Source organism: Lawsonibacter sp. OA9 (assembly GCF_022440585.1).
On the sequence record NZ_JAKNTI010000022.1, the window covers coordinates 740493 to 760620 of the forward strand.

19 protein-coding genes are annotated in these 20128 nt (G+C 60.6%); 14 read left to right on the plus strand and 5 right to left on the minus strand.

The window, feature by feature from the left end; genetic code table 11:
* The first annotated feature begins 61 nt into the window (after positions 1 to 61).
* The 12 genes from MCG44_RS04605 (at position 62) to MCG44_RS04660 (ending at position 10470) form a co-directional block, all read left to right on the plus strand.
* Positions 62 to 493 (plus strand): acetyl-CoA carboxylase biotin carboxyl carrier protein, encoded by a 432-nt coding sequence (locus MCG44_RS04605; RefSeq protein ID WP_147570748.1) that lies wholly within the window; start codon positions 62 to 64, stop codon positions 491 to 493.
* Complete coding sequence (gene accC / locus MCG44_RS04610) at positions 487 to 1878, plus strand: acetyl-CoA carboxylase biotin carboxylase subunit (protein WP_240287041.1); 1392 nt, start codon at positions 487 to 489, stop codon at positions 1876 to 1878. The genes MCG44_RS04605 and accC overlap by 7 nt, the downstream gene beginning before the upstream one ends.
* Complete coding sequence (accD, locus tag MCG44_RS04615) at positions 1875 to 2729, plus strand: acetyl-CoA carboxylase, carboxyltransferase subunit beta (protein WP_240287043.1); 855 nt, start codon at positions 1875 to 1877, stop codon at positions 2727 to 2729. Before accC ends, accD begins: the two co-directional genes overlap by 4 nt.
* The gene (locus tag MCG44_RS04620; RefSeq protein WP_240287045.1) at positions 2726 to 3547 is read left to right on the plus strand and encodes an acetyl-CoA carboxylase carboxyltransferase subunit alpha; all 822 of its coding nucleotides are present in this window, start codon (positions 2726 to 2728) and stop codon (positions 3545 to 3547) included. Before accD ends, MCG44_RS04620 begins: the two co-directional genes overlap by 4 nt.
* The gene (locus tag MCG44_RS04625; protein WP_240287047.1) at positions 3544 to 4491 is read left to right on the plus strand and encodes a beta-ketoacyl-ACP synthase III; all 948 of its coding nucleotides are present in this window, start codon (positions 3544 to 3546) and stop codon (positions 4489 to 4491) included. The genes MCG44_RS04620 and MCG44_RS04625 overlap by 4 nt, the downstream gene beginning before the upstream one ends.
* Before the next feature lie 11 nt (positions 4492 to 4502).
* A complete protein-coding gene (locus tag MCG44_RS04630) occupies positions 4503 to 5444 on the plus strand; it encodes a nitronate monooxygenase (protein ID WP_240287049.1) in 942 nt (313 codons plus the stop codon).
* Positions 5435 to 6523, plus strand: a complete 1089-nt coding sequence (locus tag MCG44_RS04635) for an NAD(P)H-dependent flavin oxidoreductase (RefSeq protein WP_147570742.1) — start codon at positions 5435 to 5437, stop codon at positions 6521 to 6523. Before MCG44_RS04630 ends, MCG44_RS04635 begins: the two co-directional genes overlap by 10 nt.
* Positions 6520 to 7470: an ACP S-malonyltransferase gene (gene fabD, locus MCG44_RS04640; RefSeq protein WP_240287050.1), complete on the plus strand. Its 951-nt coding sequence runs from the start codon at positions 6520 to 6522 to the stop codon at positions 7468 to 7470. Before MCG44_RS04635 ends, fabD begins: the two co-directional genes overlap by 4 nt.
* Complete coding sequence (gene fabG, locus MCG44_RS04645; RefSeq protein WP_240287052.1) at positions 7467 to 8210, plus strand: 3-oxoacyl-[acyl-carrier-protein] reductase; 744 nt, start codon at positions 7467 to 7469, stop codon at positions 8208 to 8210. The genes fabD and fabG overlap by 4 nt, the downstream gene beginning before the upstream one ends.
* A gap of 14 nt (positions 8211 to 8224) precedes the next feature.
* Entirely contained in the window at positions 8225 to 9466 is a 1242-nt protein-coding gene (gene fabF / locus MCG44_RS04650) for a beta-ketoacyl-ACP synthase II (RefSeq protein ID WP_147570739.1), read from the plus strand.
* Between the two features lie 3 nt (positions 9467 to 9469).
* Entirely contained in the window at positions 9470 to 9907 is a 438-nt protein-coding gene (fabZ, locus tag MCG44_RS04655) for a 3-hydroxyacyl-ACP dehydratase FabZ (RefSeq protein WP_147570738.1), read from the plus strand.
* A gap of 104 nt (positions 9908 to 10011) precedes the next feature.
* Positions 10012 to 10470 carry a MarR family transcriptional regulator gene (locus MCG44_RS04660; protein WP_186852752.1) on the plus strand — a complete coding sequence of 153 codons (459 nt, stop codon included), beginning with the start codon at positions 10012 to 10014 and terminating at the stop codon, positions 10468 to 10470.
* A gap of 76 nt (positions 10471 to 10546) precedes the next feature.
* Here MCG44_RS04660 and MCG44_RS04665 read toward each other — a convergent pair whose 3' ends face one another.
* From MCG44_RS04665 to MCG44_RS04685, 5 genes are all read right to left on the minus strand, one after another.
* Positions 10547 to 10891, minus strand: a complete 345-nt coding sequence (locus MCG44_RS04665) for a GIY-YIG nuclease family protein (RefSeq protein ID WP_186852751.1) — start codon at positions 10889 to 10891, stop codon at positions 10547 to 10549.
* Positions 10892 to 10937: 46 nt separating this feature from the next.
* Complete coding sequence (locus MCG44_RS04670) at positions 10938 to 11792, minus strand: radical SAM/SPASM domain-containing protein (RefSeq protein ID WP_240287054.1); 855 nt, start codon at positions 11790 to 11792, stop codon at positions 10938 to 10940.
* A 221-nt stretch (positions 11793 to 12013) separates the two neighbouring features.
* Positions 12014 to 12523, minus strand: a complete 510-nt coding sequence (locus MCG44_RS04675) for a helix-turn-helix domain-containing protein (protein ID WP_240287056.1) — start codon at positions 12521 to 12523, stop codon at positions 12014 to 12016.
* Between the two features lie 476 nt (positions 12524 to 12999).
* On the minus strand, positions 13000 to 14370 hold the full coding sequence (gene murC, locus MCG44_RS04680) for a UDP-N-acetylmuramate--L-alanine ligase (protein WP_240287058.1): 1371 nt from the start codon (positions 14368 to 14370) through the stop codon (positions 13000 to 13002).
* 172 nt (positions 14371 to 14542) lie between these two features.
* Positions 14543 to 15175, minus strand: coding sequence for a hypothetical protein (locus MCG44_RS04685; protein WP_147570734.1), 633 nt, complete (start codon positions 15173 to 15175; stop codon positions 14543 to 14545).
* A 370-nt stretch (positions 15176 to 15545) separates the two neighbouring features.
* On the opposite strand from MCG44_RS04685, the gene MCG44_RS04690 reads away from it, so the two are divergent.
* Both MCG44_RS04690 and MCG44_RS04695 read left to right on the plus strand, forming a co-directional pair.
* The gene (locus MCG44_RS04690) at positions 15546 to 18119 is read left to right on the plus strand and encodes an ATP-dependent helicase (protein WP_240288878.1); all 2574 of its coding nucleotides are present in this window, start codon (positions 15546 to 15548) and stop codon (positions 18117 to 18119) included.
* Positions 18120 to 18419: 300 nt separating this feature from the next.
* Positions 18420 to 20120: an HlyD family efflux transporter periplasmic adaptor subunit gene (locus MCG44_RS04695; RefSeq protein WP_240287060.1), complete on the plus strand. Its 1701-nt coding sequence runs from the start codon at positions 18420 to 18422 to the stop codon at positions 20118 to 20120.
* The last annotated feature ends 8 nt before the right edge of the window (positions 20121 to 20128 follow it).

Here is a 20128-nt window from a genome sequence, read left to right on the forward strand (position 1 = left end):
GGCTCCCGCCGGAAGACAATCTCTTTTCCGGCGGGACCACTTTCTATGAAAGGGAATTTTCATGACCAACCAAGAAATTTTTGATCTGATCTCCCGGTTTGAGGACAGCTCTCTCCACACCTTAAAGCTGTCCACCCAGGACTTTTCCATAGAGTTGAGCCGGGGAGGGGCGCCTGTCTCCACCGCCTCTGCAGTCCCCTCTGCCCCCGCGCCCCGTCCCACCGGGGGGGAGTCTCGCCCCGACCGGAACAGCGGGCCCACTGTCAACGCCCCCCTGGTGGGCACCTACTACGCCGCGCCGGCTCCCGGCCAGCCCCCCTTTGTATCCGTGGGCGACCGGGTGAAGAAGGGCCAGCCCCTGTGCCTCATCGAGGCTATGAAGATGATGAGCGAGATCCCCGCTCCCTGTGACTGTGTCATTGAGGAGGTGCTGAAGGCCGACGGACAGCTGGCGGCCTTTGACGAGCCCCTCTTCCGCTATCAGCCATGCTGAAGCGGGTGCTCATCGCCAACCGGGGAGAGATCGCCCTGCGCATCCTCCGGGCCTGCCGGGAGGCGGGTATTGAAACCGTAGCCGTCTATTCCAAGGCGGATCAAGAGGCCCTCCATGTCCAGCTGGCCACCCAGTCCCTCTGCATTGGACCGGCTAAGGCCGCGGACAGCTACCTTAACCAGTCCGCCCTGCTCACCGCCGCCAAAGCCACGGGGTGCGATGGCATCCATCCCGGCTATGGCTTCCTGTCAGAAAACGCCGACTTCGCCGACCTGTGTATCAGGGAGGGGATCACCTTTATTGGGCCCTCTGGTGACACCATTCGTAAGGCCGGCTCCAAGTCCGCCGCGCGGGATCTTATGCGGCGGGCCGGCGTGCCGGTGACGCCCGGCTCTGATGGGCCGGTAGATACGGTGGAACAGGCCCTAATCTGGGCGGAGCGGGTTGGCTACCCGGTACTGCTGAAGGCCTCCGCTGGCGGGGGCGGCCGGGGCATCCGCCGATGCAACTCTCCGGAGGAGCTGCCCGCCGCCTTTCAGGCTGCCAAGGCGGAGGCCCGGGCCTGCTTCGGCGACGACCAGATGTATCTGGAAAAGCTGATCCTGCGGCCCCGCCACATTGAGTTCCAGATCCTGGCTGACCGTCAGGGAAATGTGATCCACTTGGGGGACCGGGACTGCTCGGTCCAGCGCCGCAACCAGAAGCTGATCGAGGAGGCCCCCGCCTGGTGCCTCACCCCTGAACTGCGGGCAGAGATGGGAGCCGCCGCCGTCCGGGCTGCCCAGGCGGTGGGCTATGAGAACGCGGGTACGGTGGAATTTCTGCTGGACTCGGACGGGACTCACTTTTATTTTATGGAGATGAACACCCGCATCCAGGTGGAGCACGGCATCACTGAGCTGATTACCGGGGTAGACCTGGTCCGTCAGCAGCTGCGAATCGCCTCCGGCCTGCCCCTGGATGTGAACCAGCGGGAGGTGTGCCTCACCGGGCATTCCATCGAATGCCGCATTAACGCTGAGGACCCTGGGAAAAATTTTCAGCCCTGTCCCGGAACTGTGGAGTTTCTCCACTTCCCCGGCGGGCCGGGCGTCAGGGTGGACTCCTGCCTGTATAACGGATGTACCCTGTCTCCCTACTACGACTCCATGGCGGCCAAGCTGCTGGTCCACGCCCCCACCCGGCTGGAGGCAATCAAGCGGATGCGCCGCTGTCTGGAGGAGTTTGCCCTGGAGGGCTTTGCCACCAACGCGGAGCTGTCCTATCAGATCCTGTACCACCCGGCCTTTGTTCGGGGAAGCTGCACCACAGCGTTTTTAGACGAGAATCTGGCCGAGCTGCTGGACTTCAGCCGCCGGCTGGAAGAAAGTGAGGGGACCCAGTGAACAACATCTTTGCCCAGCGCCGGTCCCGCCTGCTGGCCATGAAAGCCCTGCGGGAACGCTATGTGCCCAATGAGAAGGCCATGACCTGCCCCAAATGTTCCCAGATCAGCGAGCGGCAGGCCGTGTCCCAGAATCTCTTTGTCTGTCCTCTGTGCGGCTACCACTTCCCCATCGGAGCCTATTACCGCCTCAGCACCATTTTGGACTCCGGCTCCTTTCGGGAGCTGTTTGAAAAGCTGCCCGCCGGCGATCCCTTATCCTTCCCCGGCTACAAGTCCAAGCTGGAGGAGAGCCGGCGCAAAACCGGCCTCAATGAAGCTGCCGTCATCGCCACCGGCACTGTGGATGGCCGCAAGTGCGTGGTGGGGGTGTTGGACAGCCGGTTTCTGATGGGCTCCATGAGCGCCGCTGTGGGAGAAAAGATCACTTTGGGCATCGAGTATGCAACTAAAAACAAGCTGCCCCTCATCCTCTTTGCCGCCAGCGGCGGCGCTCGGATGCAGGAGGGCATCCTGTCTCTGATGCAGATGGCCAAGACTAGCGCGGCTCTGGCTCGCTTTTCACAAAAGGGCCTGCTTTATATCTCCATCCTCACCGACCCCACCACCGGCGGGGTCACCGCCAGCTTTGCCTCCCTGGGGGACATCATTCTGGCGGAGCCCGGAGCCCTCATTGGCTTTGCCGGTCCCCGGGTTATCCAGCAGACCATTGGCCAAACTCTGCCTGAGGGCTTCCAACGGGCGGAGTACCAGGAGGAGCATGGCTTTGTGGACCAGGTGGTCCCCCGGTCGAAGCTGAGGGACACCATCTCCCAACTGCTCCTTCTCCACCAGAAGGGAGGCCGCCCATGAGCGATACCTTGACCGCCGCTCAGCGGGTCGCCATCGCCCGACACCCCCAGCGGCCCAATATCAACGACTATATCCAGGCTCTGTTCACCGACTTTTTTGAGCAGAAAGGGGACCGGCTGTGCGGTGAGGACCCGGCCATTCTGGGCGGTATCGCCCTGTACCGCGGCCGGCCCGTCACGGTCATCGGCACCCGGAAGGGGAAGGACCTGGAGGAAAACCTGAAGTGTAACTTTGGCATGCCCAACCCGGAGGGCTACCGTAAGGCCCTGCGCCTGATGAGGCAGGCGGAAAAATTTGGCCGCCCCATCCTCACCTTTATTGATACCTCCGGGGCCTACCCCGGCTTGGAGGCCGAGGCCAGAGGGCAGGGGGAGGCTATCGCCCGGAATCTGATGGAGATGAGCCAGCTCACTGTCCCGGTCATCGCCCTGATCACCGGCGAGGGGAACAGCGGCGGCGCTCTGGCTTTAGGGGTGGCCGACCGGGTCCTTATGTTGGAGAACGCGGTGTACGCCATCCTGTCCCCTGAGGGATTTGCCTCCATCCTGTGGAAAGACGCCGCCCGCCATGAGGAGGCCTGCCAGCTGATGAAGCTCACCGCCCCGGACCTGCTGGAGCTGGGGGTGGTGGACAGCGTCATCCCCGAGCCCCAGGGCGGCGCCCATCTGGCCCCTGCCATCACTTTTGAGCAGGTGGACCAGGCTATCAGCCGCCATCTGGGGGAGCTTTTGAAGAAAAAGCCCGCCGATCTGGCCGCCAACCGCTATCAGAAATTCAGAAAAATGGGGGCGGCCGCTCCCCAGAAGGAGAGCCAATGAACGGGATCAAGATCAAAGGCATGGGACGGTGTGTCCCGGCCCATGTAGTGACCAATGATGATCTGTCCAAGATCATGGATACCAACGACGCGTGGATCAGCAGCCGTACCGGCATCCGCCGGCGGCACCACTGTGAGACCGAGAGCCACAACAGCCTGTGCGCCGCCGCCGCCCGGCAGGCGCTGGACAAAGCGGGGGTGGCCCCGGAGGAAATCGGGGCCTGCATCGTGGCCACCGTCAGCCCGGATACCATCGTGCCCTCCGCTGCCTGCGCCCTTCAGCGGGAGCTGGGGCTGCCCAACGACATCATCTGCTTTGACCTGAACGCCGCCTGCACCGGATTCCTCTTTGCCCTGCACACCATGGAGTGCCTGCTCAATTCCTCCCCCAGAAAATACGGCCTGGTGGTGGGAGCCGAGGTACTCAGCCGCATGGTGGACTGGAATGACCGGAGCACCTGTATCCTCTTTGGGGACGGGGCTGGAGCCGCTGTGGTAGAGTGCCGGCAGGACTGGCCCTCTATCAGCGCAGTTTTGGGCTGCCACGGGGATGAGCATATCCTGCGTATCGCCGGCCCCGGTACTGGGGAGCCCTCGGTTATCCAAATGGAGGGGACCCGAGTCTTTAAATTCGCCGTGGAGGCGGTGCCCTGGTGCGTGGACCAGGTACTAGCCAGGACTGGAAAGACTATGGACGATGTGGATTTCTTCGTCTTTCACCAGGCCAACGCCCGGATCATCGACCTGGTGGTCCGGAAATACCATATTCCGCCGGAAAAATACTATAAAAATATCGCCGAATACGGCAACACCTCCGCGGCCAGCATCCCCCTGGTCCTCAGCGAGCTGGAGGAGGCGGGCACCGTCGGCCCCGGCAGCCGGGTCCTGGTGGTCGGCTTCGGCGGCGGACTTACCTGGGGCGGAGCCCTGGTGGAATTTGCTTGAGGAGAAGGACTATGAAAAAGCTGAACGAGATCCTGGGAACGGAGTTTCCCTTTATCCAGGGGGGCATGGCCAACATCGCCACTCCCCAGTTCGCCGCCGCCTGCTCCAACGCGGGCGCCCTGGGCGTCATCGCCGCCGGCGGCATCCGGGAGCCGGAGGAATTGCGGGAGCAGATCCGCCTGTGCCGCTCCCTCACGGACAAGCCCTTCGGCGTCAACCTGATGCTGATGAATCCTGCCGCCGATCAGATGGCTCAGATCATCGCCCAGGAGAAGGTACAGGTAGTGACCACCGGAGCGGGCAACCCCGGCAAGTATATCCCCGCCTGGAAGGAGGCCGGGGTCAAGGTGTTCCCCGTGGTAGCGGCCACCGTCCTGGCCCGACGGCTGTCCCGGTACGGGGTGGACGGCATCATCGCCGAGGGCACGGAATCCGGCGGCCATGTGGGAGAGATGACCACCATGGCCCTGGTCCCCCAGGTGATCGACGCGGTGGACGTGCCTGTGATCGCCGCCGGCGGCGTGGCCGACGGCCGCCAGTTGGCCGCCGCCTTCGCCCTTGGGGCCTGCGGCGTCCAGATCGGCACCTGCCTTCTGGTCAGCGAGGAGTGTCCCATCCACAACAACTACAAGCAGGCTCTGCTCAAGGCCAAGGACAGCGACACCACCGTCACCGGCCGGTCCATCGGAGGCCCGGTCCGGGTGCTGAAGAACAAGATGGCCAGACAGTATCTGCTTCTGGAAAAGAGGGGAGCCTCTCTGGAGGAGCTGGAGAAGGTTACCCTGGGCGGCCTGCGCCGGGCGGTCTTTGACGGCGACGTAGAGACCGGCAGCGTCATGTCCGGCCAAGTGGCGGGTATGCTCCATGAGATCCGGCCCCTGCGCCAGATCTTTGAGGAGCTGTATGCCGGCGGAAAGGCCGTTCTGGAAGCGACAGGTCAGCAATGGCGGTAACGATCCGAGGGAGGACCCTCTCTCTACCCATCCTTCAAGGCGGGATGGGCATTGGAGTTAGCCTGGACCGGCTGGCCGGGGCGGTGGCCGCCAAAGGCGGGATGGGCACTATCTCCACAGCGGCCTGCGGCTTCCAGGAGCCTGATTTTTACCGCAATACCCAGGAGGCCAATCTTCGGGCCCTGGCACGCCAGGTCAAGCGGGCCAAAGAGCTGGCCCGCGGAGCCGGCATGGTGGCTATCAACGCCATGGTCGCTACTACCCAGTACGCGGACAGTGTCCGCACCGCCCTAAAGGCTGGGGTGGACGCTGTGGTCTGCGGGGCCGGCCTGCCAAGGGACCTGCCAGCCATCGCCGCCGAGGTTCCGGAGAGCGACGCCGCCCTGGCCCCTGTGGTCAGCGGCGGGCGTTCCGCCTCGGTCATCAGCCGGCTCTGGGACCGGCACTTCCAGCGTATTCCCGACTTCGTGGTGCTGGAGGGCCCCCTCGCCGGCGGGCATCTGGGCTTCACCAAGGAGGAGGCCCTTCAGGCACAGGAGGGAAGCCCCAGGCCGCTCTCCGAGCTGCTTCGGGAGGTGCTGGAGGCGCTGGCCCCCTTCCGGGAGAAATACCAGCGGGACATCCCGGTCTTTGTGGCCGGCGGGGTGAAGGATGGGGCCGAGATGGCCCGCTATATGAGAGAGGGGGCCGCCGGGGCCCAGTTCGCCACCCGTTTTATCGCCACCCAGGAATGTGATGCCAGTCAGGGCTATAAGGAGGCCCTCCTGCGGGCCAGACCGGAGGACATCACCATCGTCCAGAGCCCTGTGGGGATGCCGGGCCGCGCTCTGCACAGTCCTTTGATCCGCCGGGTGGAGGCAGGGCTTCAACCCAGCCCAAAGCGGTGTATCGACTGCCTGGTGCCCTGCAACCCCAAGACCACCCCTTACTGTATCTCCGGAGCCCTGATCGCCGCCGTCCAGGGGGATTGGGAAAACGGGCTGTTTTTCTGCGGCTCCAACGCCGGAGAAATCACACAACTGTCCACTGTCAGTCAGCAGATGGACCAAATCATGGAAGAATGGAGGGCCGCTCAATGAAACTTGGCTTTCTTTACGCCGGACAGGGCAGCCAGCACCCAGGAATGGGTGCTGACCTCTATGAGGCATATCCCGCCTTTCGCGCCGTCTTTGACCGCGCTCCCGTAGAATTTGACTTAAAGCAGGTCTGCTTTCAGGACCCCGACGGAGTGCTGAACCAGACCCAGTACACCCAGCCCTGCATGGTGGCCTTCGCGGCCGGTCTGACGGCGGTATTGCGGGAGCGCGGCATCTGCCCCAATCTGGCGGCCGGCCTCTCACTGGGAGAATACTCCGCCCTCCACGCCGCCGGAGTCTTTGATGCCGCTGCCGCCATCCGGCTGGTGGCCTTCCGGGGCAAGGCCATGGAGCGGGCGGCAGGCGGTCGAGAGAGCGCCATGGTCGCGGTCCTGGGCCTGGACCGCGCGCCCCTCCAGGATGCCTGCCAGCGGGCCTCCGCCCTGGGCACGGTGGTCATCGCCAACTACAACTGTCCCGGCCAGATGGTCATCGGCGGCGACCGGGCCGCGGTGGAACAGGCAGCCCTCATTGCCAAGGAGTTGGGGGCCAAGCGGACCATGCCTCTCAAGGTAAGCGGTCCCTTCCACACCCCCCTGATGGCCCCCGCCGGGGAGGAGCTGGCAGACTATTTCCAAACGATCACCTTCGGCCAGCCCCAGTTCCCAGTTCTGTTCAACTGTTTGGGCCGGGCCCGCCGGGAGGACGATCCCTCCATCCCCGAACTGCTGGTCCGACAGGTCCAGAGCAGCGTTTGGATGGAGGATTCCATCCGATCCATGGCCGACCAGGGCGTGGATGCCATCGTGGAGATCGGTCCGGGCAAAGCCCTCAGCGGCTTTGTCCGCAAGACAGTACCTGGACTCCCTGTCTGCGCCGTAGAGAGTACAGCGGACGTGGAAGGACTGAAAAACACTCTGGAACAGCTGATGAAGGAGAAAGATCAATGAATTTTACCGGAAAGACCGCCGTCGTCACAGGCGGCAGCCGCGGCATCGGCCGGGCCATTTGTCTGGAGCTGGCCCGGGGCGGGGCCAATGTCATGCTGTGCTACGCCGGCAACGAGGAGGCCGCCCTGGATACGGTAGCCGCCTGCGAGGCTCTGGGCGCTAAGGCGGCCGCCATGCGCTGCGACGTATCTAAGACGGATGAGGTCAAGGCCCTTGTGGACGCCGCCCTACAGCAATTTGGAGCTGTCCACATCCTGGTCAACAACGCCGGCATCACCCGGGACGGCCTGCTCATGACTATGAAGGAGGACGCCTGGGACCAGGTGCTGGATACCAATTTGAAGGGAGCCTTCCTGACCATGAAGGCGGTGGCCAGGACCATGATGAAGCAGCGCTATGGGCGCATTGTCAACCTCAGCTCGGTGGTGGGGCTCCACGGCAACGCCGGACAGGTAAACTACGCTGCCAGCAAAGCCGGCGTGATCGGCATGACCAAATCCCTGGCCAAGGAGTTGGCCTCCAGAGGCGTCACAGTCAACGCCGTTGCCCCCGGATTTATTGACACGGATATGACCGCCGCCCTGCCCCAGGCGGCCCGCGACGCTCTGCTGCCCACCATTCCCGCCCAGCGTCTGGGCGCGGCGGAGGAAGTGGCTCAGGCGGTCGCCTTCCTGGCCAGCGACCAGGCCGCCTATATCACCGGCCAGGTCCTGGCGGTGGACGGCGGCATGTCCATGTGAGAGGGGGAGATAACATGGAACGACGTAGAGTAGTCATCACTGGAATGGGGGCCGTTACCCCCTTGGGCCTTACCTGTCCCGACAGCTGGCAGGCGGTCCGGGAGGGCGTGTGCGGCATCGCCCCCATCACACAATTCGACGCCTCGGAGCTGAAGGTGAAGCTGGCCGCCGAGGTCAAGGGCTTCGCCCCGGAGGAGCTGCTGGGAAAGGCGGACGCCAAACGGATGGGCCGCTTTACCCAGTTTGCCGCCGTGGCGGCCCAGGAGGCGCTGGCCGATGCTGGCTTTGATGTCTCCTCCGCCGACCCGGACCGCTGCGGCGTCAGTGTGTCCAGCGGTATCGGCGGGCTGTCCATCACCGAGGCGGAGCACAGCCGCGGGCTGGAGCGGGGGTGGGACCGCGTGTCCCCCTTCTACATTCCCACCGGCATCTGCAACATGGCCGCCGGCCAGGTAGCTATCCGATCCGGCTTCCGGGGGATGTGCACCTGCCCCGTCACCGCCTGCGCGGGCGGCACCAATGCTGTGGGCGATGCCTTCCACTATATCCGGGACGGCTACGCCGAGGTCATGCTCTGCGGCGGCACAGAGGCGTCCATCACCCCCCTGGCCGTAGGCGGCTTTACCTCTATGAAGGCCCTGAGCCAGAACGGAGACCCCAACCGGGCCTCCATCCCCTTTGACCAGGAGAGGGGCGGTTTCGTTATGGGGGAGGGCTGCGGCATCCTCCTGCTGGAGGAGCTGGACCACGCCTTAGCGCGGGGCGCTAAGATCTACGCTGAAGTATTGGGCTATGGAGCCACCTGTGATGCCTATCACATGACTGCCCCCCGGCCCGACGGCTCTGGCGGGGCCAGGGCCATGGCGCTGGCCCTGGCCGATGGAGGGGTATCCCCGGAACAGGTAGACTATATCAATGCCCACGGCACCTCTACCCATCTCAATGACTCCGGTGAGACCACCGCCGTCAAGACGGTGTTTGGGGACCACGCCTACCATCTGATGATGAGTTCTACCAAGTCGATGACCGGCCATACCCTGGGGGCGGCGGGGGCTATCGAGGCCATCTTCACCGCCCTGTCCCTCCATCATGGCTTCGTCCCCGCCACCATCAACTACCAGGTCCCCGATCCCGAGTGTGACCTGGATGTAGTGCCCAATACCGGCCGGACGGCAGACATTCGGTACGCCCTGTCCAACTCTCTGGGCTTCGGCGGGCACAACGGCAGCATTCTCTTCAAAAAGTGGGAGGAATAAGAGATGGAACTTAATTCTGATCAGATCGCCCAGCTTCTGCCCCACAGGTACCCTTTCGCCCTGGTAGACCGCATCCTGGACTGTGAGCCGGGCCAGTGGGCCAAAGGCCGCAAGTGCGTCAGCGTAGGGGAGCCCTATTTTTGCGGCCACTTCCCCCAGGAGCATGTGATGCCCGGTGTCCTCATTCTGGAGGCTATGGCCCAGGTGGGGGCGGTGGCCATCCTCGCTCTGCCGGAGAACCGAGGCAAGCTGGCCCTCTTCGGCGGGATCAAAAACGCCCGCTTTAAGCGGAAGGTGGTCCCCGGCGATGTGCTGGAGATGGAGTGTGTTCTGACCAAGCGGCGGGGGCCTGTTGGCATCGGGGAATGTAAAGCACTGGTGGATGGACAGGTGGCCTGTGTGGCGGAGCTCACCTTTGCCATCACCGATGCGGCGCGATAGATCAGCGAAACTGTTGCCCTTTTCTCCTATCTGGTATATAGTAATAGTGGTTTTTAGAGCCTAAAAATGATTGATACGCTCATTGCGGGAAAGCGGGCGATGTTGTGCTGGACCAAGCTTTTTTTAACGTGTATACCAAATTCAAGCTCCATTTTTACCAGGAGATCTTTCGGCGCTTTCAGGACCGGGAGGCCAGTTTGACCACGGTGGAGACCTTCGCCATGGAGACTATCCAGGCCCTGGGCCGTCCCACCATCAACGAGTTTGCTACCTTTATGCGCATCTCGCCTCCAAATGCGGCCTATAAGATTAACAGCCTGGTCAAGAAGGGGTATATCCGCAAGGTTCAGTCCCCCGAGGACCGGCGGGAGTATCACCTGGAGGTCACCCAGAAGTATATCGACTATTACAACATCAGCTCCGCCTATATCACGGAGGTTATGGACCGCATCCGGCATCGGTTCTCTCCCGAGGACTGCTCCAAGCTGGAGGAGATGATTTCTATTGTCAGCCGGGAACTGATGCCCGAGGTCCAGATCCCCGAACTTCAAGGGCCAGTCTGACCTCCTCTCAATGCGGCAAAACGCGGCAGCACTCTGACAGTGCTGCCGCGTTTTTTATCTCTCTCCGCCCCGGCCGCTACTTCCACAGCTTGGCGGCTCCGGGGACCTCCTCCAGGCACAGCTCCCGAAGCAGCTCTAGCTCCTCTGTATGGTCCTCCCCAGGGTCTTCATAGTCCAGCGTCCTCAGGACTGATATCTCAAATTCCTCTGGCCCGTGGAGCTTCCACAGCTCTTGAAGGCGGCGGTTTGGATACAGTCCGCCGTTCAGCTTGACCCGGATGCCGTTCATGGTGGCCCTGGTATCAGAGGAGGTCCCCAGAAAGGACTCCCCAGTGGCCAGACAGCGGACAGACACCACCCCCATCTCCGGGCGGCGGTTCTTATATGCCTCCATCAGTTCTTTTTTCCTGTTTATGTCCATGTTTTCACCTCAATCTATGCTCCTGTTCCGTAGAGGCCCGCTCCCCTCACCGGAAGCGGCGCATGTAGCCGCACCGGCGGCATAGCGCCTCCCTGACCCTGCCCTGGGAAAATCCCTGGTAGATGGCCTGGGCTCTGGGACTGCTCAAGATCTCCTCCAGGGGCTGATCGTACAAATTCCCCAGAGAGATATCCCCCTCATGGTCCAGACAGCAAGGGACCACGGTCCCGTCCCATAGCACACCCACCTGGTCCCGCAGGCCATAGCAGAAGCCGGCGCCGTCCCCCTCCGGGGCGCCTAGGTCCGGCCAGTCAAATTTTTCTCCCCACTCCAGAAAAACGCCAGGAGCTAGGGTAGTCCCCCGACGCCCCTCTCTCCAGGGACGCGGAAAGTCCCTCTCCAGAGCGGCTAAAATGTCTCCATTCCGGGCGTTCGCTCCTCTGGTGTCCTCCCCGTCCAGATTCCACAGCCGCAAGGCACACTTCTTTCCAGCTCCGGCGCTCCGCCGGGCGAAGGCAAGGCACCCGGCCAGATAGTCCTCCAGCGTTCCCACGCCCTCGTTCCCCTCAAAGGAGTGAAGAGAAATGCTGACCTTCTCCACCGCCGGACTGGAACAGAGCAGGTCCTCCCGCTCCCCCAACAGGGTGCCGTTGGTGGTGATTATCACCCGAAACTTCAGCTTTTCCGCCCGCTCCAGTATCTCCGCCAAGTGGGGGTGGAGGAGGGGCTCCCCCATCAGATGAAGATAGAGATAGTCGGTGTGAGGACGTAGACGCTCTCCCAATGTCTGGAATCCCTCCGGCGAGAGAACGCCCTTAGTCCGTCTGGTGCCTGGACAGAATTGGCAGTCCAAATTGCACATGTTGGTGATCTCAAGATAGGCCTTCTTCAAACGCCGCACGGCTACCCCTCCTCTGACGTTTCCTCCTCATTGTACAGGCGGACAGTGTAAAACGCAACCGTTTCTTTTCCCTGTCACCTCCTGCGTGGTGGGTGATGAGTCATGAGATAAACTCCGCCGGTTCCAACAAAGGGAGATAACCCGGAGTGCTGGTCTTGCAATGGTTAGACAGATATTGCGCTATAAAAATAGCTGTACTGTGTTCCAAAAGCGGAGCGGACCTATCCTTTCTTCCGTGTTAAAAAAACTCCCGCGATTGCTCCCACCAGGATAATCGGTGCCACCCTAACAAACAGCCATTCAAACGAGTGAAATGCCACTCCGAGAACAGCGGTTTCAGGATCACTATAATCCCAGCCCAAGTAAGGGCTTTTTTGCATCAATAAGAATGCAAAGACCACTGCTATAACCGCACACAACGAGATGAGAAGCCCGTGCAGGACCCTTCGCCTTGTGGTTTTTCTCTGTGCGAGCTGTAAGTTTATCACCTCCAGCTTTGCGGAAATCGCCTTTAAGTCATCTGCTTCTGCCGCGATAACCTTTTCTCCAAGCAACGTACTTACAGGTGTTTCCAGCACCTCTGATATGGCGATCAACATATCAGAGTCGGGAACCGACAATCCCTGCTCCCATTTTGAAATGGTTTGCCGCACCACATTCAGCTTGATAGCGAGCTCTTGTTGCGAAAGCCCTTTTGATTTCCTGATTGCTTTCATATTTTCATTGAGCATTCGAAATGATCTCCTTCCTTGCGGTATTTGTGAAAATTATAGGAGGAACTGCCCGTTGCTGCAAGCAACGCATTTTAACATTCATTGAAAGAGGCTGTTTTTGCTTCGTTATCTGATCATTACCCGGAAAAATATCAAAGCCCTCCTAGTTGGAAACGTAAAAGAGAATCGGAAGATATATAAATTGTGCGGGGGTAGGTGAATTGGCCTGTGCCTGACGGGACCGGTCATTTTAAAATGAGGCATTAGCAAGCCTGTACCAAGAAACTATAATAGCGCCAAATCGGAATTTAAATGCTGACAAAGAGAAGTAACTTTGGGCCAGTCCACTTCAGAGGACCATAGGTGGCGGGATCACGGCGGGCATACGCCGGATGAGCTTTGATTCTCTGCCTGATATCCCGCAGAACTAGGCATATGTAAATGAAATAGCAGTAAAATATGCCCCGGACACCGTCAGATGTCCGGGGCATATTTTATTGCAGCAGGGCCTCTCCTGCCAGATAGATGTCCCCCGCCCCCACGGTGAGGAGCAGGTCTCCAGGCTGGGCCAGCTCCCGAAGCTTTGCGGTGACCTCATCCAACGTGGGACAGTATACCGCTCCCGGAATTTGGTCCGCCAGGTCTTTGGAGGAGATGCCCAAGTCATTTTTCTCCCGGGCGGCATAGATCTCTGCCAAAATGGCCACATCTGCCAGCTTTAGCTCCTGGACGAACCGTTGGAACAGGGCGGCGGTACGGGTATAAGTGTGAGGCTGGAAGGCACACACCACACGGGCGTAGCCCAGGCTCTTTGCCATGGTGAGCAGGGCGTGGAGCTCATCGGGGTGGTGGGCGTAGTCGTCGTACACCATGGCGCCGTGGAACTCTCCCTTCTTCTCGAAGCGGCGTCCGGCCCCGGTAAAGGAGGCAAGGCCCTCCTCCACGGCACTGCCAGGAACACCAAGCACATAGGCGGCACAGGCGGCGGCCAGAGCATTGGAGATATTATGGCTTCCCCCCACGTTGAGAGCGGCGTGGGCATACTTCACGCCGTGGACCACAATATCAAATTCGGGAAGCCCCTTGTTCCAGAAGATATGATCCGCGCGGCAGTCAGCGGAGCTGTCCCGAAGGCTGAATCGCATGGTCTGGCGGCCGCAGTCCTGGATGGCCTGGAGGGCGTTGGGATTATCCCCGTTGACCACCACCCAGCCCCGGTCGGGGACCAGCTGGGCGAAGGAGCGGAAGGAGTGCTGGATGTCCGCCAGGTCTCGGAAAAAATCCAGGTGGTCCTCTTCCACATTCAGAATCACTGCCACCGTGGGGCAGAAGGAGAGAAAAGAGTTGCAGTACTCGCAGGCCTCGGCGATAATGGTGTCGCCGTGACCGACCCGGTGGCCCGCCCCCAGGATGGGCAGCACGCCGCCGACCATAACGGAGGGGTCCCGACCGGCGGCGAGAAAGATGTGGGCGCACATAGAGGTGGTGGTGGTCTTGCCGTGGGTGCCGGAGACGCACAGGGCATTCTGGTAGTGGGTCATGATGGCCCCCCAGGCCTGGGCACGCTCAAAGACTGGAATACCGGCCTGCAGGGCCGCGGCAATCTCCGGATTATCGTCGTGGACGGCGGCGGTGCGAATGACGCAGTCGGCTCCCTCCACGCTCTGGGGCAGATGGCCGATGGTCACCGGAATGGACAGGGAGCGCAGATGGTCTACCGCCTCGCCTTCACGCATGTCGGAGCCGGTGACCAGGACGCCCCGCCCCTTCAGGACCTCTGCCAGCGGGGCCATGGATACCCCGCCGATACCTACCAGATGGGCCCGGCGGCCGGGCTTGATGTAGTCTTGTATGTTCTGTTCCATGGGATGACACCTCAAACTTAGATTCTTCTCTATTCACCATATTATAAACATTGGGCGGGAGAAGTGCAAGGTTTCCTGAAAAATATGGACGGAAGAGAAGAAAAATATACTGGAAGAGAAAAAAGAAAGGCACATCGTTTCCGATGTGCCTTCTTAAGGAGGAATATGGGTTTTACCCCAGAGTCAGATTAGTGATAACATAGCCGAACATATTGTCCTGCCGCGCGAATTGAGCGTGGAACTGGGCTAGGGAAGAACCGTCTACCAGATAGACTAGGGAGCCATCCACAGAGAGGGAACCGCCTAATTCTCGAATGGAGGTGAGCTGGATCTCGGCCAAGCTGTCGTCGCCGCAGGTAAGCAGATAGCTGTCCAGCTTTCCATCGTAGCGAATCCGGTCGGAAAGAGCCTCAGGGATAGGGCTCAAAGGGGCTGTGCCGGTAAAGAGGGCGGAGGCATAGTCCATCACCGTTTCAGAAGGGAGGACCAGTTCCTCGTCCAGATACTCAGAGCGGTCATCCATCTGCCCGTACAGACTGAGCATATTATATAAGGTTTCCCAAGCGGCCACCGGGTCGGAGAGATCCAACTCCCTTTGGCCCAGATTGACCATGGCCAGGATGGCCGCGTGGAGAGCGGGAGTCATGGAGTCCAGAGCGCCGGTCTCGGCGGGGACGTTGCCGGGGGCGTAGTCCAGCTGCTCTGCCTGGGTGTCAGGGGCCTCCGTCATGTCGGCCATAGCCACAGTTCCAAAGGGCAGGATGAGCAGGGAAGCGATTATTGTGGTCAACAGCAGTTTTTTCATGGGAAGACCTCCTTTCCTATTCTTGTTTTAAGTATAGCACTGAGAGCTGTTACCATCGTATCGAAGGTGTTACGAGAAGGTGAAAAAATGGTTACAGAACGGTTGCAATTTCTTTGGAGTCAACACAAAATAGAGGGAAAAGAGAGGGACGAAGGGACAATATCTTGCTTTTGCACGAAGGAGCGGGACGGGCCTGGGGCTGTCCCACGGGGTATCTTATGCGGGGCGGCGGGACAGTATGCCAGGAAGCTGGGAAAGGGGACAGGCTGAGAATATTTTGAAGGAGCGGGGGCGTCTTCTGGTTGACCACCAGACCAGTTTGGGCTACAATGAAAAAGATAATTTTAAAGAGAAAAAGGATGTTTGCCCCATGCTGAATCACGACCTGGAACTGAGATTTTGTAAGGCCCGCCGGGGGGCTATTGCCCGGGAATTTTCACATTTGAACCCAGAGCAGCAAAAGGCCGCCCTGACCACGGAGGGTCCGCTCCTGCTGCTGGCCGGAGCGGGCAGCGGCAAGACCACCGTGCTCATCCACCGCGTCGCCAACCTGATGAAGTATGGCCGCGGCTCGGACAGCACAGAGGTGCCGGAGTGGGTGACAGAGGATGATCTGACCTTCCTGGAGGAGTATGTCCGGACCGGGGCGGGGGACAAGGCCCGGCAGGAGCGGCTGTGTGCCCTGGACCCGGCGGCCCCTTGGACCATTTTGGCCATCACCTTTACCAATAAGGCGGCGGGTGAGCTGAAGGACCGTCTGGCCAGAATGCTGGGCCCGGCTGCCAACGATATCTGGGCCAGCACCTTTCACTCCGCCTGTGTTCGCATCCTCCGCCGGGATATTGAGAAGCTGGGCTTCGCCTCCTCCTTTACCATCTATGACACTGACGACTCCCTGCGGGTGGTGAAGGATATTCTGAAGGACCTGGGAATCGATGATAAGCAGTTTCCGCCCCGGTCGGTGCTGGGCTACATCTCTAGGGCAAAGGATGCCATGAAGCTGGCCGACCAGTATCTGGCCGAGTGCGAGAGATCTGGGGACTTCCGGCTGACCAAGATCGCCAAGATATACGCAGAGTACCAGCGCCGGCTGTGGGAGGCAAGCGCCCTGGACTTTGACGACATCATTTTCCACACCGTCCGTCTGCTCCAGCAGTTTGACGAGGTGCGGGAGTTCTATCAGCGGAAGTTCCGCTATGTGCTCATCGACGAGTACCAGGACACCAACAACCTGCAGTATCTGCTGGCCTCCACCCTGGCCGGAGGCTATGAGAACTTCTGCGTGGTGGGGGACGACGACCAGTCCATCTACCGCTTCCGGGGAGCGACCATTGAGAACATCCTCTCCTTTGAAAAACAGTACAAGGGCTGCCGGGTCATCCGCCTGGAGGAGAACTACCGCTCCACCAAACATATTTTGGAGGCGTCCAACGCCGTGATCCGCAACAACCAGGGAAGAAAGGGCAAGGAGCTGTGGACGAAGGCGGGGGAGGGGGACAAGCTTACCCTTTATGCCGCCATGAATGAGAACGATGAGGCCCAATATGTAGCTGCCCGTATTCTGGAGGGGTACAGCCAGGGCAGAAAGTGGAAGGACCACGCCATCCTCTACCGGATGAACGCCCAGTCTAACCAGATAGAGAACGCCTGCAAGCGCAACGGGATTCCCTACCGCATCATCGGGGGTACTCGGTTCTTTGACCGGGCGGAGGTGAAGGACATGGTGGCCTATCTGGCCGTCCTCAACAACCCGGAGGACGACCTGCGCCTCACCCGCATCATCAACAATCCGCCACGGGGCATCGGTGCCAAGACGATTGAGACCGCCCAGGAGATCGCCCGGCGGGAGGAGAGCTCACTCTACGCCGTCATCGACAATGCCCGGATGTACCCGGAGCTGGAGCGGTCGGCGGCCAAGCTGGCCGGCTTCACCGCCCTGATGGGGGAGCTGGCCGGGCTGCTGGACGAGCTGCCCCTGGATCAGTTTTATGAGGAGCTGATCCTCCGCACCGGGTATGCCACCATGCTGGAGAGCAAGAACACCGTGGAGGACCGCACCCGGCTGGAGAACGTGCGGGAGCTGCTCACCTCCATTCACGGCTATCTGGAGAACGCCGGGGAGGAGCCCTCTCTGGCGGGTTTTCTGGACGAGATAGCCCTGTACACCGACTTAGACAGCCACGACCCGGACCAGGACTGCGTGGTGATGATGACCATGCACTCGGCCAAGGGGCTGGAGTTCCCTGTGGTCTTTGTGGTGGGGGCCGAGGAGGGCATCTTCCCTGGCATCCGGGCCATTGGGGAAACGGAGGAGATGGAGGAGGAGCGGCGGCTGTGCTATGTGGCCATGACACGGGCCAAGGAGAAGCTGTACCTCACCTGCGCCAATCAGCGGATGCTCTTTGGACGGACCAGCTCCAACCGCCCCTCCCGCTTTGTGGAGGAGATCCCCCCGGAGCACCTGGAGCGGCTAGGCAGGAGCTGCCTGCCCGATCTGGGCGGGGGAGAGGAGGGCTGGAGCGGTATGCCCAGCCGCTCCTCCGGCTATGGGGGCTACGGCTCCTATCAGCGCCCGACTTACGGAGGTGGCCGCTCCGCCCAGGCTGGACAGGGCGGGAGCCGGACGGATCGAGACCCACGGCCCCAACCCTCCTATGGAGGCTTTGTCCGGGCCATGTCGGGCGCTGGTGGCGGTGCCACCGGCAGCGCCCGGACCAGACAGCCTCTGGCCTCCTCCCCTGTGGGGGCTGGAGCGCCGGGGGGAGGCGGCAGCCTCCCTGCCTTCCAGAAGGGGGATACGGTCCGGCACAAGGCATTCGGACAGGGAATGGTCCTGTCCGTCCAGAAGATGGGGGGCGACGCCCTGTTGGAGATTGCCTTTGACCAGGTGGGGACCAAGCGTCTGATGCTGAAGTCCGCGGCGGCGCACATGGAAAAACTGTAAAGCGGCAGAAAAGAGGCATGTCGGGGATGGCGATGTGCCTCTTTTTTACAAACAGGAAAAAAGTATGAGAGGAAAGGCAACATTTACGGAGAAAATACGTCTAACATTATATAGGGATTTACCGGAGCGGGAGAGAGCCTTAATAGAATTTTAAGGATTTGTAATCGCCTTGTAATTGCTTCCGGCGGAGACAGCCCCTATAATGGGGATGATATCTGCGGACTGGTCTATCCCGTCCCCGGGCCTTTGGCCCGCCGACATTTCACTTTATCATTACCGCTTACAGGAGGAAAAGCTGCCATGTCAGAAGTCATAACTCCCCAGCCTGCCGTACCAACCCAGACACCCCCCGCGCCCCCAGAGATGAAACCGGTGAAAAAAGGAAAAAAGAAAGCGGTCAAAAATGCTATCATACTGGCTATCGTGGCTGGGGTGCTGGCGATTGGAGGCTTTCTGCTCTACAAATTCCTCCACTCCGGCGGGGAAGAGCAGGGAGAGATCATGGCCCAGCCCGCCCAGATTGGTACTATCCAGAGCAAGGTGTCCGGCTCAGGTACGGCCAAGGCCAAGGAATCGGCTGCCATTACCCTGACCCAGAGCGGTACGGTGCAGGAGGTCTTTGTCACTGGCGGCCAGACTGTCATGGCCGGCGATCCCTTGTACACCATTTACAGTCAGGCAGCCCAGGATGCTGTGACGGACGCCAAGGAGGAACTGAATAATCTGCTGGAGGATATGGCCGACCTGCAGGAAGAGGCCGCCAACTTGACGGTGCGGGCCCCCTTCGCCGGGAAGCTTCAGGAGGTCAAGGAGTTCCATATCGACGACGAGGTGAGTAAGTCCGCCCCAGTGGCTACTCTGGTGAACGATAAGAAGCTGAAGCTGTCCCTTTACTTCAGCTACGCCTATGAGAAAGAGATCCACACCGGCCAGTCGGTCCAGGTGTCCATCCCCGCTGTTATGGGCTCCTTTGAGGGACGGGTGGAGAAGATCAACAAGGTCAGCTACATATCCCCGGAAGGAGCCGTCCACTTTGAGGCGGTCATCGTCTTTGACAACCCCGGTACTCTGACTGCCGAAATGGACGCCTCCGCTGTCCTGACTGCCGCTGACGGCACCGCGATTTATCCCTACGAGAACGGAAAGACCGAATACTACGAGTCACGGGACATCATTGCCAAGGCCAGCGGCCCAGTGACCGCCATCGGCAATCTGCTCGACCACGCCAACGTCCAGGCCGGGGAGGCCCTGCTCTATCTGGGCTCCTCCACCATTGATTCCCAGATCCGCTCCAAGCAGGAGGAGATCAACAGCGCCCAGACCAAGCTGGACGAGGCCCAGAAAGCCCTCAATGACTTTAACGCCGTAGCTCCCATCGACGGGACCGTCACCTCCTGCAACCTGACTCCCGGCCAGGAGGTCAAGAGCGGCGACACCGTTGTTATGATCTCCAATAACGTGACCATGCTGGTCACCATTACCGTAGATGACCGGAACATCTCCTTTATCAAGCCGGGCAACTATGTGGACCTGGATTGGAACGGACAGGTATATCAGGGATTAGTCACCTCCATTGACATGGGCGGCGCCCAGGCCGGTCAAGGCATGACCAGCTACCCCGTCACTTTGACGGTGGACAACGTGGATGGAAGCCTGATGGACGGTGCCTGGCTCCAATACTCCTTTGTCACCAGCGAGTCGGCCGACTGTATTCTGGTCCCCACTACCTCGGTCAAGTATTTCAGCGACATGGACGGCACCCGCCAGAGTGTGGTCTTTGTCAAGCGGGACAGCCGGCCGGACGACGTGCCCGAACTGGAGCTGCCTGAAGTGGCACCGGGCGAGAAGCGCACCTTCCCCAGCGAGGAGGAGGGCTACTACCCAGTCATCGTGGAGACCGGCATCTCTGACACCCAGAATGTGGAGATTGTCTCCGGCATTCAGGAGGGGGACGAGGTGTTCGTCAACTATACCGTGACAGACGGCAGCTATGGCTATTAAGCGGGGTG